Source organism: Rhizobium sp. CECT 9324, assembly GCF_918741265.1.
Classification (GTDB): Bacteria; Pseudomonadota; Alphaproteobacteria; order Rhizobiales; family Rhizobiaceae; genus Allorhizobium.
In genome coordinates, this window is the sequence record NZ_CAKKMZ010000001.1 from 633802 (window position 1) to 648617 (window position 14816).

The 14816-nt window shown below is 60.9% G+C and carries 15 protein-coding genes and 1 other RNA gene; 6 read left to right on the forward strand and 10 right to left on the reverse strand.

Annotated elements, in window-relative coordinates:
- Nucleotides 1-76 precede the first annotated feature (76 nt).
- Genes LQ231_RS02920 through rimP form a run of 3 tightly spaced genes read right to left on the reverse strand, consistent with a single transcriptional unit; the run spans nt 77 to nt 3026 of the window.
- Nucleotides 77-760, reverse strand: a complete 684-nt coding sequence (locus LQ231_RS02920) for an RNA-binding protein (protein WP_113143995.1) — start codon at nt 758-760, stop codon at nt 77-79.
- Entirely contained in the window at nt 760-2370 is a 1611-nt protein-coding gene (gene nusA / locus LQ231_RS02925) for a transcription termination factor NusA (protein WP_113143996.1), read from the reverse strand. The genes LQ231_RS02920 and nusA overlap by 1 nt, the downstream gene beginning before the upstream one ends.
- A gap of 56 nt (nt 2371-2426) precedes the next feature.
- A complete protein-coding gene (rimP, locus tag LQ231_RS02930; protein WP_113143997.1) occupies nt 2427-3026 on the reverse strand; it encodes a ribosome maturation factor RimP in 600 nt (199 codons plus the stop codon).
- A 251-nt stretch (nt 3027-3277) separates the two neighbouring features.
- Between rimP and LQ231_RS02935 the strand changes: the two genes are divergently transcribed.
- Nucleotides 3278-4906, forward strand: a complete 1629-nt coding sequence (locus LQ231_RS02935) for an MFS transporter (RefSeq protein ID WP_113143998.1) — start codon at nt 3278-3280, stop codon at nt 4904-4906.
- 9 nt (nt 4907-4915) lie between these two features.
- On the opposite strand, the gene LQ231_RS02940 is transcribed toward LQ231_RS02935, so the two are convergent.
- Together LQ231_RS02940 and recR are read right to left on the reverse strand one after the other, a co-directional pair.
- Nucleotides 4916-6193, reverse strand: coding sequence for a lytic murein transglycosylase (locus LQ231_RS02940; RefSeq protein ID WP_230170222.1), 1278 nt, complete (start codon nt 6191-6193; stop codon nt 4916-4918).
- 24 nt (nt 6194-6217) lie between these two features.
- On the reverse strand, nt 6218-6823 hold the full coding sequence (gene recR / locus LQ231_RS02945; RefSeq protein ID WP_113144000.1) for a recombination mediator RecR: 606 nt from the start codon (nt 6821-6823) through the stop codon (nt 6218-6220).
- Nucleotides 6824-6878: 55 nt separating this feature from the next.
- Between recR and LQ231_RS02950 the strand changes: the two genes are divergently transcribed.
- Nucleotides 6879-7484 (forward strand): MOSC domain-containing protein, encoded by a 606-nt coding sequence (locus tag LQ231_RS02950; RefSeq protein WP_230170223.1) that lies wholly within the window; start codon nt 6879-6881, stop codon nt 7482-7484.
- Between the two features lie 102 nt (nt 7485-7586).
- A complete protein-coding gene (locus LQ231_RS02955; protein WP_230170224.1) occupies nt 7587-8477 on the forward strand; it encodes an alpha/beta fold hydrolase in 891 nt (296 codons plus the stop codon).
- A gap of 27 nt (nt 8478-8504) precedes the next feature.
- Here LQ231_RS02955 and LQ231_RS02960 read toward each other — a convergent pair whose 3' ends face one another.
- From LQ231_RS02960 to ffs, 3 genes are all read right to left on the reverse strand, one after another.
- Entirely contained in the window at nt 8505-8828 is a 324-nt protein-coding gene (locus LQ231_RS02960; RefSeq protein WP_007600510.1) for a YbaB/EbfC family nucleoid-associated protein, read from the reverse strand.
- A 66-nt stretch (nt 8829-8894) separates the two neighbouring features.
- Entirely contained in the window at nt 8895-10775 is a 1881-nt protein-coding gene (locus tag LQ231_RS02965; protein WP_230170225.1) for a DNA polymerase III subunit gamma/tau, read from the reverse strand.
- A gap of 84 nt (nt 10776-10859) precedes the next feature.
- Nucleotides 10860-10956: signal recognition particle sRNA small type (gene ffs / locus LQ231_RS02970), an RNA gene on the reverse strand.
- Nucleotides 10957-11047: 91 nt separating this feature from the next.
- Here ffs and LQ231_RS02975 point away from each other — a divergent pair.
- Together LQ231_RS02975 and nudC are read left to right on the forward strand one after the other, a co-directional pair.
- A complete protein-coding gene (locus tag LQ231_RS02975) occupies nt 11048-11455 on the forward strand; it encodes an HIT family protein (RefSeq protein ID WP_230170226.1) in 408 nt (135 codons plus the stop codon).
- The gene (gene nudC, locus LQ231_RS02980; protein ID WP_230170227.1) at nt 11452-12411 is read left to right on the forward strand and encodes an NAD(+) diphosphatase; all 960 of its coding nucleotides are present in this window, start codon (nt 11452-11454) and stop codon (nt 12409-12411) included. Before LQ231_RS02975 ends, nudC begins: the two co-directional genes overlap by 4 nt.
- Nucleotides 12412-12432: 21 nt before the next feature.
- Here nudC and LQ231_RS02985 read toward each other — a convergent pair whose 3' ends face one another.
- The gene (locus LQ231_RS02985; RefSeq protein WP_230173230.1) at nt 12433-13230 is read right to left on the reverse strand and encodes a prephenate dehydratase; all 798 of its coding nucleotides are present in this window, start codon (nt 13228-13230) and stop codon (nt 12433-12435) included.
- A 66-nt stretch (nt 13231-13296) separates the two neighbouring features.
- Nucleotides 13297-14052: a 3-deoxy-manno-octulosonate cytidylyltransferase gene (locus tag LQ231_RS02990; protein WP_230170228.1), complete on the reverse strand. Its 756-nt coding sequence runs from the start codon at nt 14050-14052 to the stop codon at nt 13297-13299.
- Between the two features lie 153 nt (nt 14053-14205).
- Between LQ231_RS02990 and LQ231_RS02995 the strand changes: the two genes are divergently transcribed.
- On the forward strand, nt 14206-14763 hold the full coding sequence (locus LQ231_RS02995; RefSeq protein WP_113144007.1) for a cytochrome c family protein: 558 nt from the start codon (nt 14206-14208) through the stop codon (nt 14761-14763).
- Nucleotides 14764-14816 lie beyond the last annotated feature (53 nt).

The window sequence follows — 14816 nt, forward strand, 5'->3', positions numbered from 1 at the left end:
CCGGATGCCGAGCATCAGACCACGCCGTTCACATACTGTCCTAAACCACGGAGGTCGGCCTTGGCCGATGACCGCGTCATTGTGGTCTCGGGCCAGTGCTCAACCTGCGCGGCTCAAGGCCACGGTAGGTTTCGAGCAGAGTTGCGCGTTTCACTACACCTTCACCCGCCTGCCCTGCAAGCGCGCAAGCATGGATAAACGCATTCTGGCCCATCAGTTCGTCCATTTCGTTCCCGGATAAAAGCTGGAACGAAGGGATCTCCGCATCAGTTTCCATTCCGAGATGCCGGGCCTTTCGAGCCTGGTCAATCTTGCGAATGCCGTCCGCTGCAGCGTCCTTGGAATGGAACACCGCAAGGGCTTCCCCGCTGCGAACAGCGAGTTCGACCTTGGCAGACCCGATGATGAACTGCCCCGCCTTGCGGGCCAGGTTCATCATTCCGGTCAGCTGACTGGCAAGCAGCCTGTCAACCCGTTCGCCAAGGGCGGGATCCGCCTTAACGTCTTTCTTCAGCGCCCTGGCGAAGAGTTTCTTCGCCACAGCCTTTTCGACAGCCTCACGGCTTGGTGTGACCCAGCAGCCCCGACCGGGAAGCGTGCGCTTCAGGTCGGGAACGATCGAACCGTCCGGCCCGGCAACGAAGCGAAGCAACGTTTCCGGGGAACCACTCTCACGCGTAACGATGCACATGCGTCCATTCACGTCGCTCAAGTCGAAGTCATCTTCGTCCTGCACCGTGTCCGGAGACTGGGCGGTCATCACGCTTCCTGCTCGGCTTCCGCCTCGCCTTCCACATCTGCTTCGGCTTCAACAGCCAAATCGTCTTCGGTGATCCATCCGGCGGAAAGTCGCGCCTGGACGATCATGTTTTCGGCTTCTGCACGCGAAACTTCGAACTTCGAGAACAGGCCCTCGAACTTCTTGGTTTCGCCATTCTTGCGTTCGCTCCAACCCACCAGGTCGTCAGCGGCGCAGCCTGCAAAGTCTTCGATCGTCTTGATGCCGTCTTCGCCGAGCGCGACCATCATCTGCGAGGTCATGCCGTTGATCTGGCGCAATTCGTCGGCAACGCCGAGCTCGCGGCGCTTGGCATCTCTCTCGGCTTCGATCTTTTCCAGATACTCGCGAGCGCGGGTCTGGATTTCTTCGGCGGTATCGTCATCGAAACCATCGATCGAGGCAATTTCGTCCAACTCGACGTAAGCCAGTTCCTCGACGGCTGCGAAGCCTTCCGAGGCCAGCACCTGACCAACCATTTCGTCGACGTCGAGCGCGTCCATGAACAGGTTGGTGCGGACGTTGAATTCCTTTTGGCGGCGTTCCGATTCCTCGGCTTCCGTCATGATGTCGATGTCCCAGCCGGTGAGCTGCGAGGCAAGGCGCACGTTCTGGCCGCGACGGCCGATGGCGAGCGACAGCTGCTCGTCCGGCACCACGACTTCGATGCGCTCGGCGTCCTCGTCGAGAACGACCTTGGCGACTTCCGCCGGCTGCAAGGCGTTGACGATGAACGAAGCCGGATCCTGGCTCCACGGAATGATATCGATCTTTTCACCCTGCAATTCGCCGACGACGGCCTGAACACGGCTACCGCGCATACCGACGCAGGCGCCGACAGGATCGATCGAACTATCGTTCGAGATGACGGCGATCTTGGCGCGCGAACCGGGATCACGGGCCACCGACTTGATCTGGATGATGCCGTCGTAGATTTCAGGCACTTCCATGGTGAACAGCTTCACCATGAACTGCGGATGGGTACGCGACAGGAAGATCTGCGGGCCGCGCTGTTCGCGGCGCACGTCGTAGACATAGGCGCGCACGCGGTCGCCGTAACGGAAAGCTTCGCGCGGGATCATCTCGTCACGACGGATGATGCCTTCGCCGCGGCCGAGATCGACGATCACGTTGCCGTATTCGACGCGCTTGACGGTGCCGTTGACGATTTCGCCCATGCGGTCCTTGAACTCGTCATACTGGCGGTCACGTTCGGCTTCGCGCACCTTCTGCACAATGACCTGCTTGGCCGACTGCGCGGCAATACGGCCAAAGTCCATCGGCGGCAGCGGATCGGCAATGTAGTCGCCCAGCTTGGCATCGACATTGCGGTCGCGCGCCAGTTCCAGAGCGATCTGCGTTGCGTAGTCCTCGACCTTCTCGACGACTTCCAGCAGGCGCTGCAGGCGAATTTCGCCGGTCTTCGAGTTGATGTCGGCGCGGATGTTGGTCTCGGTGCCGTAACGCGAACGGGCAGCCTTCTGGATCGCGTCGGCCATGGCGGCGAGCACGATTTCGCGGTCGATCACCTTTTCGCGGGCAACGGCATCTGCGATCTGCAGGAGCTCGAGCCGGTTAGCACTGACTGCCATGTCTTAGGTCTCCGTCTTCATGCCTGGGCGTCTGCCACAAGGCTATCTGTCAAACGTTATGCGTCTTCGCTGTCGTCTTCGTCGTTCTGGTTGGCGGCTTGCGCCTTGGCCAACTTGTCCGCGCGAAGCGCGTCACGGATCAGGTCATCGGTCAGAATCAGCTTGGCTTCGGCCAAGGTGCTGAACGGGATCGTCAGCCGCGGCTCTTCGCCATAAGCCAGCTGATCACGTTCTAAGGTAAAGCCATCTGCATCCACGGCAACGATCTTGCCGCGGAAGCGCTTGCGATTGTCGACAAGGATCGAAGTCTCGCATTTCACCAGATTGCCCTGCCAGCGGACAAAGTCCGACTTGCGTACCATCGGCCGGTCAATCCCTGGGGAGGAGACTTCCAGATGATATTCCCGGTCAACCGGGTCCTCGACGTCGAGCACCGGCGAGATCGCCATGGATGCGGCTTCGCAATCCTCGACGGTCATTGTCCCGTCGCTGCGTTCAGCCATGACTTGCAGCGTAAGCCCATTCTGGTTCATCATGCGAACGCGAACAAGTTTGAAATCCATCGCCACGAGCACAGGCTCGATGATCTCTGCGATTCGACGGTCAAGGCCCGTCTCAATGATAATCCGTGCTTCGCCTGCTTCAGGCTGCGGCATGTTATCGGACAATCGTCATACTCCCGATTGGATACGATCGCCAATAAAAAAGAGCGGGTCCTTGCGGTCCCACTCTCCATCGGTCGATCAAGAATTTGAATGCCGTATACGCTGCCTTGCCCCCAAATGCAAGCTTTTCACTTCAACTTCAAAACAAACTTGCCTTTCACGCCTTGACCGTTGCAAGGTGGAGGCGGCTGGCGTGCTTCGCCAATTCCGTTCCTGGACAAGCCAATCGACGAGTAAGCTCTGTGCCCGACAGCCGATCTCCGCTATCTCCGCTTGCAAACGAGTTCTATCGACGCATCTGGTTCGCCAGCATGGCGTCCAATCTTGGTGGCCTCATTCAAGGTGTCGGCGCGGCCTGGATGATGGCGTCCATCTCCAGTTCCGAAAACATGGTGGCGCTGGTCCAGGCGTCCAACACCGGACCGATCATGCTGTTCTCGCTGATCGCTGGCGCCATTGCCGACAGTTTCGATCGTCGGCGCGTGATGATCGCCTCGCAGATCTTCATGGTGACGATCTCGGCGCTTCTCGCCTTGTTTGCCTATCTCGACCTGATCACGCCCTGGGCGCTTCTCGCCTTTACCTTCCTGATCGGCTGTGGCACGGCACTCAACAATCCGTCCTGGCAGGCCTCGGTCGGCGATATGGTGCCGCGCGCCGATCTGCCGGCGGCGGTTTCACTCAACAGCATGGGCTTCAACATCACCCGAAGCGTCGGCCCCGCCATTGGCGGTCTGATCGTGGCCGCAGCCGGTGCGGCGGCGGCTTTTGCCGTCAACACACTGAGCTATTTCGCCATTCTGTACGCGCTTTTCCGTTGGAAACCGAATTTTCCGCAAAGCACGCTGCCGCGTGAGCAATTGGGCCCGGCGATCTCCGCCGGTCTTCGTTACGTTGCCATGTCGCCCAATCTCGGCAAGGTTCTGTTCCGCGGCTTTGTCTTCGGCCTGACCGCAACCTCGATCCTATCGCTTTTGCCGATCGTCGCCCGCGACCAGTTGGCCGGAGGACCGCTGGTCTATGGCGGTCTTCTGGGTGCCTTCGGCATCGGCGCGATCCTCGGCGCTCTCTACAATCAGCGCCTGCGCGACATCCTGTCCAGCGAGGATATCGTGCGTGCCTCCTTTGCCGGCTTTGCGCTGGCGACGGTTGTCACCGGGGTAAGCGACTCGATCTGGCTGGCGGGCGCCGCATTGATGGTCGCCGGCGCTTGCTGGGTCTTGGCGTTGTCGCTGTTCAATACGGTGGTGCAGCTTTCAACCCCGCGCTGGGTCGTCGGTCGGGCGCTGTCGCTGTACCAGACGGCCACCTTCGGCGGCATGGCGACAGGAAGCTGGTTGTGGGGCAGTATCGCTGAAAGCTACGGTTCCGGCCATGCGCTCGTTGCTTCTGGCGCGCTGATGATGGTCGGTGTCGCGATCGGGTTCTTTCTGCCGATGCCGGCTTTCTCGGCCCTTGATCTTGATCCCCTCAACCGCTTCAACGAGCCGGCGCTCAAGCTGGACATAAGGCCGCGGAGCGGGCCGATCGTCATCCAGATCGATTTCGAGATCGACGACGTCGACATGCCGGAATTTCTCCGCATCATGGTCGAGCGTCGCCGCATCCGCCTGCGCGACGGTGCGCGCAACTGGACGCTGATGCGTGATCTCGAAAAGCCGGAGATCTGGACGGAGACCTATCACGTCCCGACCTGGGTCGATTACGTTCGTCACAACCAGCGCCGCACCAAAGCCGACGCGGAGATCACCGATCGTCTGATCGAATTGCATCGCGGGCCGACCAAGCCGCATGTGCACCGGATGATCGAGCGACAGGCGATCCCGCCGGAGGATGATGTGTTCCACCAGTCACATCTGGACCCTCACTGACCACGAGTATCAGCGCAGCTTAGCTTTCAGGCTGGCGCTCGGATAGCAGGTCGGTTTCAGGCCGTTTTTTGCCTGCCATTCACCGAGAGATCGCCGTGTCTTGAAACCAGGCAGCCCGTCCACCTTGCCGACATCATAACCTTGCGCCACCAGTGCTTTCTGCATGGCCAGGACATCCGAGCGCAGCATCTTGCCGACATCGCCCCAAGACGCCTTGAAAGCACCGGATCCGCTGCCGATCCTGTCGGCCAGATTGCCGATGAACAGTGCGTAGAGGTCCGAATTGTTGTATTCCTTGATGACGTAAAAATTCGGCGTCACCAGGAATTCAGGGCCGAAGGTACCGGCCGGAACCAACATCATCGCGGATTGGCTCATCTCGCTTGATGGGAAAGCCTTACCGGAAATGCGGGCGAGGCCTTCCGCCGACCAGGTCGTGGTAGGCTGTGCCCGGTCCGGCCCTTCCTGGGCGCAGGAGACACCATCGGGAATGCTGATCTCGAAGCCCCAGTCGCGGCCGCGCTGCCAGCCGCTCTTGACCAGGTAATTGGCGATCGAGGCGAGCGTGTCCGGCACCGAATTCCAGATGTCGCGTTTCCCGTCGCCATCGAAATCGACGGCATATTTCAGGAAACTCGTCGGCATGAACTGCGGCTGGCCCAGCGCCCCGGCCCAGGAGCCGCGCATCTGCTGCGCCGTCACGTCGCCGCCCTCGATCATGTGCAGCGCCGAGATCATCTCGCGCCGGAACATGTCCCTGCGCGTCGACATGAAGGCCTTGGTGGCCAGCACTTCCAGCGCCGGATAGGGCATCTTCGCCTTGCCGAAACCGGATTCCCGACCCCAGATGGCGACAAGGATCGAACCGGGGACGCCATAGGTCGCCTCGACCTTGCGCAGCGTGCCGCCGTGCTGCGATGCGAGCGACCGCCCGGTCGCGGCCAGTCCCTGCAGTCTTTTCTCGGAGAAATAGGACGCCGGAGACGAAAATTCTGCCTGGCTTTGGCTCTGTTCCTTCGGCGGCGCAGTACCCGGCGGCACGAGATCCGGCAGTTCCCAGTTGAGCGACAGGCCAGACACTGCCGTGTCGAAAGCTGGCTTGGAAATACCCGACGCCTTGGCTTCGGTCCACAGGTCGGTCGCGATCCACCGCTGGAATTGCGCTTCGACATTGGCGCGTGACGGCGCAGCCTGGGCCGTCGGCTGGCCGAACCCGAACACGATCGATAGCGCCAATGCCACCGCCGGCAGCGCACGATGTGAAAGGAGGTGGTGCGGTTTGCCCATGATGTTCTCTCCCGTAGGCGACCGTCAGATCACCGTGCGTGCTCGGAGCGCTGCAGACAGCGTGCCCTCATCGAGATAGTCAAGTTCGCCGCCGACAGGTACGCCATGCGCCAGCCGGGTGATCTTCACGTCCATCCCGACCAGATGATCGGTGATATAGTGGGCGGTTGTTTGTCCTTCGACGGTCGCGTTCACCGCGATGATGACTTCGCGAACGCCGCCTTTGGCCACGCGTTCGATCAGCCCCTTGATGTTGAGATCATCGGGTCCGACGCCATCCAGCGGCGACAGCGTGCCGCCGAGAACGTGATAGGCGGCGTTCATTGCACCTGCCCGCTCCAGCGCCCAGAGGTCGGAAACGTCCTCGACGACGATGATCATCGACTGGTCGCGCCGATCGTCCGTGCACACCGTGCAGGGATCGATCGTATCGACATTGCCGCAGCACGAGCAGATCTTCACCTTGTCATAGGCCTCGCCCATGGCGTGGCCGAGTGGACCGAGAAGCTGGTCCTTCTTCTTGATCAGATGCAGTGCCGCGCGCCGGGCCGAACGCGGCCCGAGCCCCGGCACCTTTGCCAGAAGCTGGATGAGTTTTTCGATTTCGGGGCCGGTGACTCGCTTTGCCATGCGGCGTTTCTAGCCCATAACATCGGCAAACGGAATCGATGAACATGGGTCATGGATGAAAATACGCGCCGTATGCCGGGGTAACCCGGAAGTGTTGCCAGGCAAGAAATACAAGACCGGCATCAACAAGACCGCTGTCAGCGGACCGATGATGGTCGATGCCGAGGGCCTAGTCGGCGACAGCATCTGCAATCGTAAACACCATGGCGGTGTCGATCAGGCGATCTATATGGAAGGCAGCCTCGATCTCGCCTGGTGGGCGGAAGAACTTGGACGTGATCTGCCACCGGGCACCTTTGGCGAAAACCTGATCGTCGAGGGCCTGGACAATCGAACGCTGGCAGTCGGTGACCGCTTTGCCATTGGCGATGTGCTGCTGGAAGTGACGTCGCCACGCATGCCCTGTGCCACGTTTGCAGCCCGCATGGGCGAGCCCACATTGGTCAAGCGATACGCGCGCGCGGCGCGTGCTGGTGCTTATTGCAGGGTCCTGCAGGGCGGCATGATCGAAGCGGATCAGGACGTGATTTTTACCGCTTATCATGGCGTTCGGGTCACATTGCCGGAAATGATGGCCACCTTTGGCAAGCCCCTGTCTCTGCAAGACAGTCAGCGCTATCTTGCTGCTCCGGTGAACGACAGGTGGACGCGGGAACTATAGAACGCGCTGACCGGATCGATGTCGACGATAGTCGCATCCCGCGCAACTTTACCCGTCTGCCTGGCGCAGTCATCATGCTGCCGGACCACTGCGGGGGACAATATGCAGGAAAAGCGGATCGAACTGCTCTGCGCCGATGGCGTGCGGCTTGCTGGCGACTGGTGGCTGCCACCGTCTGGCGTCGCGGCCGCAACAGTGGTGATCAATGCCGCCACCGGCGTGCTGGCGCGCTACTACCACCACTATGCCCGCTTCCTGGCAAGGCAAGGATTTGCGGTCCTGACCTATGACTATCGCGGCATCGGTCAGTCGCGACCGGCCGATCTGCGCCGTGTCGCTTACACATGGCGTGAGTGGGGCGAGCAGGATTTCGACGCAGCGCTGCGGCATGCCCTGGATCGCGATGAAACGGGGCGCCTATTGGTGGTAGGCCATAGTATCGGCGGATTTCTACCCGGCTACGCGTCAGCGACGGGCAGAATTGCCGGCCTGCTTTCCATTGGCGGACAGTTTGGCTATTGGGGCGACTACCAGTTGCGCATGCGCTTGCCACTGGCGATCAAATGGCATCTCGCCATGCCGGCAATCACCGCGGTACTTGGTTATTTTCCCGGGAAGCGGCTGGGTTGGCTGGAGGACCTGCCCAAGGGCGTGGCGCTCGGTTGGGGCCTGCAGCAGGGCAGGGCGGAGCAAGGGCTGCCGCCTGAAAAGATCACCCGGATGTGCGCGGGTTTTGCCGCATTCACAGCACCGATTCTGGCCGTGGCCATGTCGGACGATGCGATTGCAACGCCGAAGGCCATCAACAGGGCCACGGGCTATTACAGCGCAGCGCCGGTCACGAAAGTACTTCTGTCACCAGGCGATCTTGGCTTCGACACGGTCGGCCATTTCAACCTTTTCCACGCGCGCCATGAACATGGCTTCTGGAAAAGCAGTCTCGACTGGCTGCACGAAGGGCGCAACCCTTGGCCGCAGCGGGTCTATCGCTAGCAGACCCGCCCGGACCTATCCGCGAAATCAGAACGGGAACTTCATGCCCGGCGGCAGCGGGATGCCGGCCGTGATCGAGGCCATCTTTTCCTGGGCCTGAACCTCGCCCTTGTCCTTGGCATCCTTGTGAGCGGCGACGATCAGGTCTTCGAGGATTTCGGAATCCTCTTCCTTGAACAGCGACGGGTCGATCTTGATGCTCTTCATCTCGCCCTTGCCGTTCAGCACGATGGTCACCAGGCCACCACCGGATTTTCCCTCGATTTCAAGCGCGGCGATTTCCGCCTGCGTCTTTTCCATCTTGGCCTGCATTTCCTTGACCTTGCCCATCATGCCCATGATGTCGCGCATCGTCATCTCCTTGGATTGTTGTTTTTTCACCGGGCCTAATCTGTGTGCCCGTGCAACAGTAACGCTCTAGAACTCGATATCGTCGCCAGGCAGGATATCGCCTTCCTCGGTTTCGAGGATCGCCGGCGGCGGACGCAATTCTTCATCTTCCTCGACACTGCCCGCCTTGATCCGAACGTCGGTGATCTTGGCGCCCGGAAAGCGCGCAAGGATGGCCGCTACGTCAGGATCCTGCCGCGCATCGCGCAGCCGCGTCTCGCGCGTCGTATTCTCCAGTTCGACCAGAGTAGGCGCGCCTTCTTCGCGGCTCAGAATGACCATCCAGCGGATTTCGGTCCATTCTTCCAGCCGCTTCTGCAAGTCGCCGACCAGTGTCTTCGGCGCGTCGGGCGGCAGATTGATTTCCAGCCGGCCCGGTTCCAGCCGCACAAGCCGGACGAAGCCACGCATCAACGCCTTCAGGCGCGGGTCGCGGTTCTTGCTGCAAAGCTCGGCAATGTCTTCCAGCGACTTGACCTGCACCTTGGGTGTCGGCGCTTCCTGCGGCTTCGGCTGCACCCGCTCCATGGCGGCTGGCAGCGAGTCACCGGCAGGCACGCTCTGCAGATGGGCAACAGGTTGGCTGGATGCAATCCGCGGCGCACTGTCGGTTGAAGGTTGGGCGACCGCCTGGACCCGCATCGCCATCGAGGCGCCACCACCGCCGCCGCCATTCGGGCGTGGCGCAGAGGGTCCGCGCTCGGCCGGTTGGCCATCGGACAGTTCGAGCAGGCGACGGGCTGCATCTTCCGGTGATGGCAGATGCGCTGCATGTGCCAGGCGGATGATGACCATTTCGGCAGCACCCGCCGGACGCGATGAACCTTCCGCTTCGGGAATGCCCTTCAGCAGCATCTGCCACATGCGCGAAAGCGTCGTTACGGCCACGCTTTCAGCGAGCGATGCGCCGCGCACACGCTCGACTTCGCTCAGCGAAGCATCCTGTGCGGCTGATGGGATATATTTGAGCCGGGTCACCAGATGGGTGAAGTCGGCCAGATCCGTCAGCACCACGGTCGGATTGGCACCCGCCTCATACTGACCGCCGAACTCTTCAAGAGCGGCTGCGACATCGCCGCGCACAACGTGTTCGAACAGGTCGACGATGCGCGCGCGATCGGCAAGTCCGAGCATCGAGCGCACCGCGTCGGCATGCACGACCCCGCTGCCATGGGCAATGGCCTGGTCGAGCAGCGAAAGACCGTCGCGCGCCGAACCTTCGGCAGCCCGTGCGATCATCGCCAGCGCATCCTCGTCAGCCTGGATGCCCTCTTTCGACGCGATGGTCGAGAACAGCCCCACCAGATCGCTGGCACTGATCCGGCGCAAGTCAAAGCGCTGGCAGCGCGACAGGACGGTAATCGGCACCTTGCGGATTTCTGTCGTGGCAAAGATGAACTTCACATGCTCGGGTGGCTCTTCGAGCGTCTTCAACAGCCCGTTGAAGGCTGCCGTCGACAGCATGTGCACTTCGTCGATGATGTAGACTTTGTAGCGGGCCGAAACCGGGCGGTAGCGTACCTGCTCGATGATCTCGCGGATATCGTCGATACCGGTATGCGAGGCGGCGTCCATCTCGATCACGTCGACATGGCGGCCTTCCATGATTGCCTGGCAATGCTCGCCGGGAATGCGAAGGTCGATGGTCGGCTTGTCTATCTCGGGTGTCTTGTAGTTCAGCGCACGCGCCAGAATGCGGGCCGTGGTCGTCTTGCCGACCCCGCGCACGCCGGTCAGCATATAGGCCTGGGCAATGCGGCCGGTCTCGAACGCGTTGGTCAGCGTGCGAACCATGGGCTCCTGGCCGACCATCAGGTCCGAGAAATCCTTGGGGCGATATTTGCGGGCAAGCACGCGGTATCCGCCGGGGGCGGTCTTGGCCTCTGCAGTGGGCTCCAAATCGCTCATCGCGTTGCCAGCTTCCCCTTGCCGCCCGGATCCGGGCATGGCGCGGCCCATGGTTTTGCATCACGGGCCGGAAATGAAGATGAGGTGGGAGGCTGGCACGATGACCCGTGCCGCGCTCGTTAGGGCTGCTTCCTTCCGGATCTGACCCGGTTGGCGAGTGGCTCGTCCACCACCAACCTCCCGAGGTGACATATCGGCAATAACGACGGCAAATGCAAGCCAAGCCCGTAAAAAACTGCTACAGCTTGGAAAAACAACAGCGGAGAAACACCTTGGAGCCATTCCTTCTCGATGAGCGTCTCGCGCGCGACAGCCAATCCATCCTGAAGCTGGGGCTTTGTGATCTCAGGCTTGCCCATGACAGCCGCTGGCCATGGATGATCCTTGTCCCACAAAGACCGGGCATGAGCGAGATTTTCGACCTGACGCCGCTCGATCAGGCCATGCTCACATTCGAGCAGGTGACGGTGGCTGCTGCGTTGAAGAAGGTGACCGGTGCAACCAAGATCAACACGGCCGCAATCGGCAACGTCGTGCGCCAGCTCCACGTCCATGTCGTCGCCCGCTTCGAGGATGATCCGAATTGGCCGGGCCCGATCTGGGGTCATGGAACGGCCGTGCCCCACTCCGACGAAACATTCAATACGCTCAAGACCCGGATGCTCGAAGCGCTGCAATGACAAAACGATCCATTTTTGATACGTCCGCCCCCCATCCTGAGGCCAGTTCGCTCACCGCCTTCTCCGGCAATGGTCTTGATCGCAATGCCGAGCACCGCACGGAAGCAAGTCTGGCTGATGCGCTGGCCGTTGAAGGCACGCACCTTCTGGCCTTTGCCGGCAACCGCCTGATATTCAAGCACGAGGGCCAGATCCTCGATCCGCTCTTTGCGCCCTACGAACTGGCCGGGCTGGAACCTGATCTCGACAACGCCGTGTTGCTGGGCCACAAGCCGAATGGCGAGCCGCGCATCGCCGTGCCGGTGAATGCCGGCGAAGAACAGCTGGCTATGAATTACAAGGCGCTGACCGCGCGCGAACTGTTCCGTGAAGCGGGTGTGGATGAAGAACTCGTCGGCGAAGCAGCCCAGGGTTTCAGCCTGCTGCACTGGAATGGCGAGAACCGCTTCTGCGGCAGTTGCGGGCAAGCGATGGAATCGCGCATCGGCGGCTACAAGCGTGAATGTCTAGCCTGTGGCCGCGTCGCCTTTCCGCGCACGGATCCGGTCGTCATCATGATGACCATTGATGAACTGAATGACCGCTGCCTTCTCGGGCGCGGCGCGCATTTTCCGGAAGGCATGTATTCCTGCCTGGCCGGTTTCATCGAGCCCGCGGAAACCATTGAGAACGCTGTGCGCCGGGAGACACTTGAGGAATCGGGCATCACCATCGGCAGGGTTCGCTACCATGCCACCCAGCCTTGGCCGATGCCGCACCAGTTGATGATCGGCTGTTATGCGGAGGCGCTGTCGCTTGATGTGACGCGCGACGAGGCCGAACTGGTGGATTGCCGTTGGTTCACGCGCGAGGAGGTACAGTCGATGATCGACCTGACGAACGAAACGGTGAAGGCACCGGTGAGGGGCACCATTGCCCATCGACTGATGAGCGATTGGCTGGACTGGGCGCGCTGAGCGCCCGGTCTTCCGCCGGCCTTACAGCTTGCCGCGCATTGCATGCGCCTTGTAGACGCCGAGGATGCGAACCTTTTCCGAGAAGAACCGCAGTTCTTCGAGCGCCCGCTTTACCGCTGCGTCGTCCGGATGCCCTTCGATATCGGCATAGAACTGGGTGGCAATGAACTTGCCGCCGATCTGGTAGCTTTCCAGCTTCGTCATGTTGACGCCATTGGTGGCAAAACCGCCCATCGCCTTGTAGAGAGCCGCCGGCAGGTTACGGACATTGAACACGAAGGTGGTGATGAAGAGTTCATCGTCGCTTTTGCGCTTCGGCTCGTGTTCATCGCGCGACAGCACGACAAAGCGTGTGACGTTGTTGTCGGAATCCTCGACATTCTCCGCGATGATATCAAGACCATAGAGTGAGGATGCCAGCTGCGGCGCGAGCGCCGCCATGCTGCGGTCGCCTTGCTGCGACACCTGCTTGGCGGCGCCGGCCGTATCACCGGCGACGACGGCCTTCCAGCCATGGCTGCGGATTATCTTGCGGCACTGGCCCAGCGCATGGATATGGCTGTGCACGGTGCGGATCTCGTCGAGCTTGACGCCCGGCAGCACCATCAGCTGGAAGCGGATCGGCATGAAATATTCGCCGATGATATGCAGTCGCGACAGCGGCAGCAGGTAGTGGATGTCTGCGACGCGTCCGGCCAGCGTGTTCTCGATCGGGATCATCGCCAGATCGACTTCGCCGGTTTCCAGCGCCACGAAGGCGTCCTCGAAAGTCGGGCAGGGCAGCGGCTCCATCGATGGAAACATGTCCCGGCAGGCCATGTCGGAATTGGCGCCAAAGTCGCCCTGGAAGGAAATCTTGTTGGTCGGGGCCAAGGCTATGCGTCCTTAAATGGAGTGGGCCGAAAGAATGCGGCGGGCTTTTTCGAGGTCGGCCGGCGTGTCTACGCCGAGCGGAATGGTTTTGACGATCTCAACATCGATGCGCATCCCGGCTTCGAGGGCTCTGAGTTGCTCAAGCGACTCGCGCTTTTCCAGTGCCGAGGGTGGTAGCGAGACAAACCGTTCAAGAGCGCGCCGGCGATAGGCGTAGAGGCCGATATGATGGTAGAGCGGCCCGGCGCCATGCGGTGCCGTGGCACGGGTGAAATACAGGGCCTGCAGTCGCGTTTCGCTGAGCGGCGACCCAACCACCTTGACCACGTTGGGATTGGTCTTTTCGGCCTCGTCCTCGATTTCCACAGTCAGCGTTGCAATATCGACGGCCTGGTTGTCGAGCGGCCGCAGTGCGGCCCGGATGGTCTGCGGATCGATGGTCGGCAGATCGCCCTGCACATTGATGACGATCTCCGCCTTGCCATCGGGATCCATCTTGGTCAGCGCTTCAAAGATCCGGTCGGAGCCGGATTGATGATCGACCCGCGTCATCACGACCTCGAAACCGGCGGCGACAACCGCATCGAATGTCCGCTGGTCGTCGACTGCGACGATGATTCGTCCGACATCGGCCTCCTGTGCCCGCTTGGCCACCTGAACGATCATCGGCAGGCCGCAAATGTCGGCCAAAGGCTTGCCGGGCAGGCGGGTAGAGGCCATGCGGGCGGGAATTAGCACCAGGGTTTTGCCGCTATCGTCTTTATTCATGCCTAACCCCTTCAAATCACCGCGCAGAAGTGTCAATAAGTCCCAGTTGCGGGACCATAATCGTGTTGCATGTGTTATGCAAAAGACATAGGTTCCGCGCGATTTCAAGATCGCTCGGTTGCTGATCGGCCGGCTGCATGGGGAGCTTTGCAGATGAATTCTTACGTGAATATGGGCGTGGGTGCCTTTCTGGGCACCGTCTTCGTCCTGATGTCTGTGTCCATCGCCTCGGAAGGGATTTTCCATTCGGAACATCCTGAGAAGGAAGGCTTTGCCATTGTGGCTGAGGCTGCTGAAGGCGAAGCTGCGCCGGAAGCCGCAGCGGCTGTGCCGATCGCGGTTCTGCTGGCCAGCGCCGATGCGACCGCTGGCGAAGGCGTCTTCAAGAAATGCGCGAGCTGTCACACCGATACCAAGGGCGGCGCCAACAAGGTTGGCCCGAATCTCTTTGGCCTTGTCGACCGTCCGATCGCAACGCATGAAGGCTTCAGCTATTCGGCTGCCATGAAGGATTTCTCCAAGGGTGGTACCGAACTCTGGACCTGGGATCACCTGAACGCCTTCCTGACCGCGCCGAAAAAGCATATCCCGGGCACCGCCATGGGCTTTGCCGGCATCAAGAAGGATGACGAGCGCGCCAACCTGATCCTGTATCTGCATACCATGGCAGATGCTCCGGTCGCTCTGCCGGCGCCGCCGGCGACCAACTGATCATTCAGATCGTGCAAATTTCTATGCCCGGCCGTTGTGCCGGGCATTTTCGT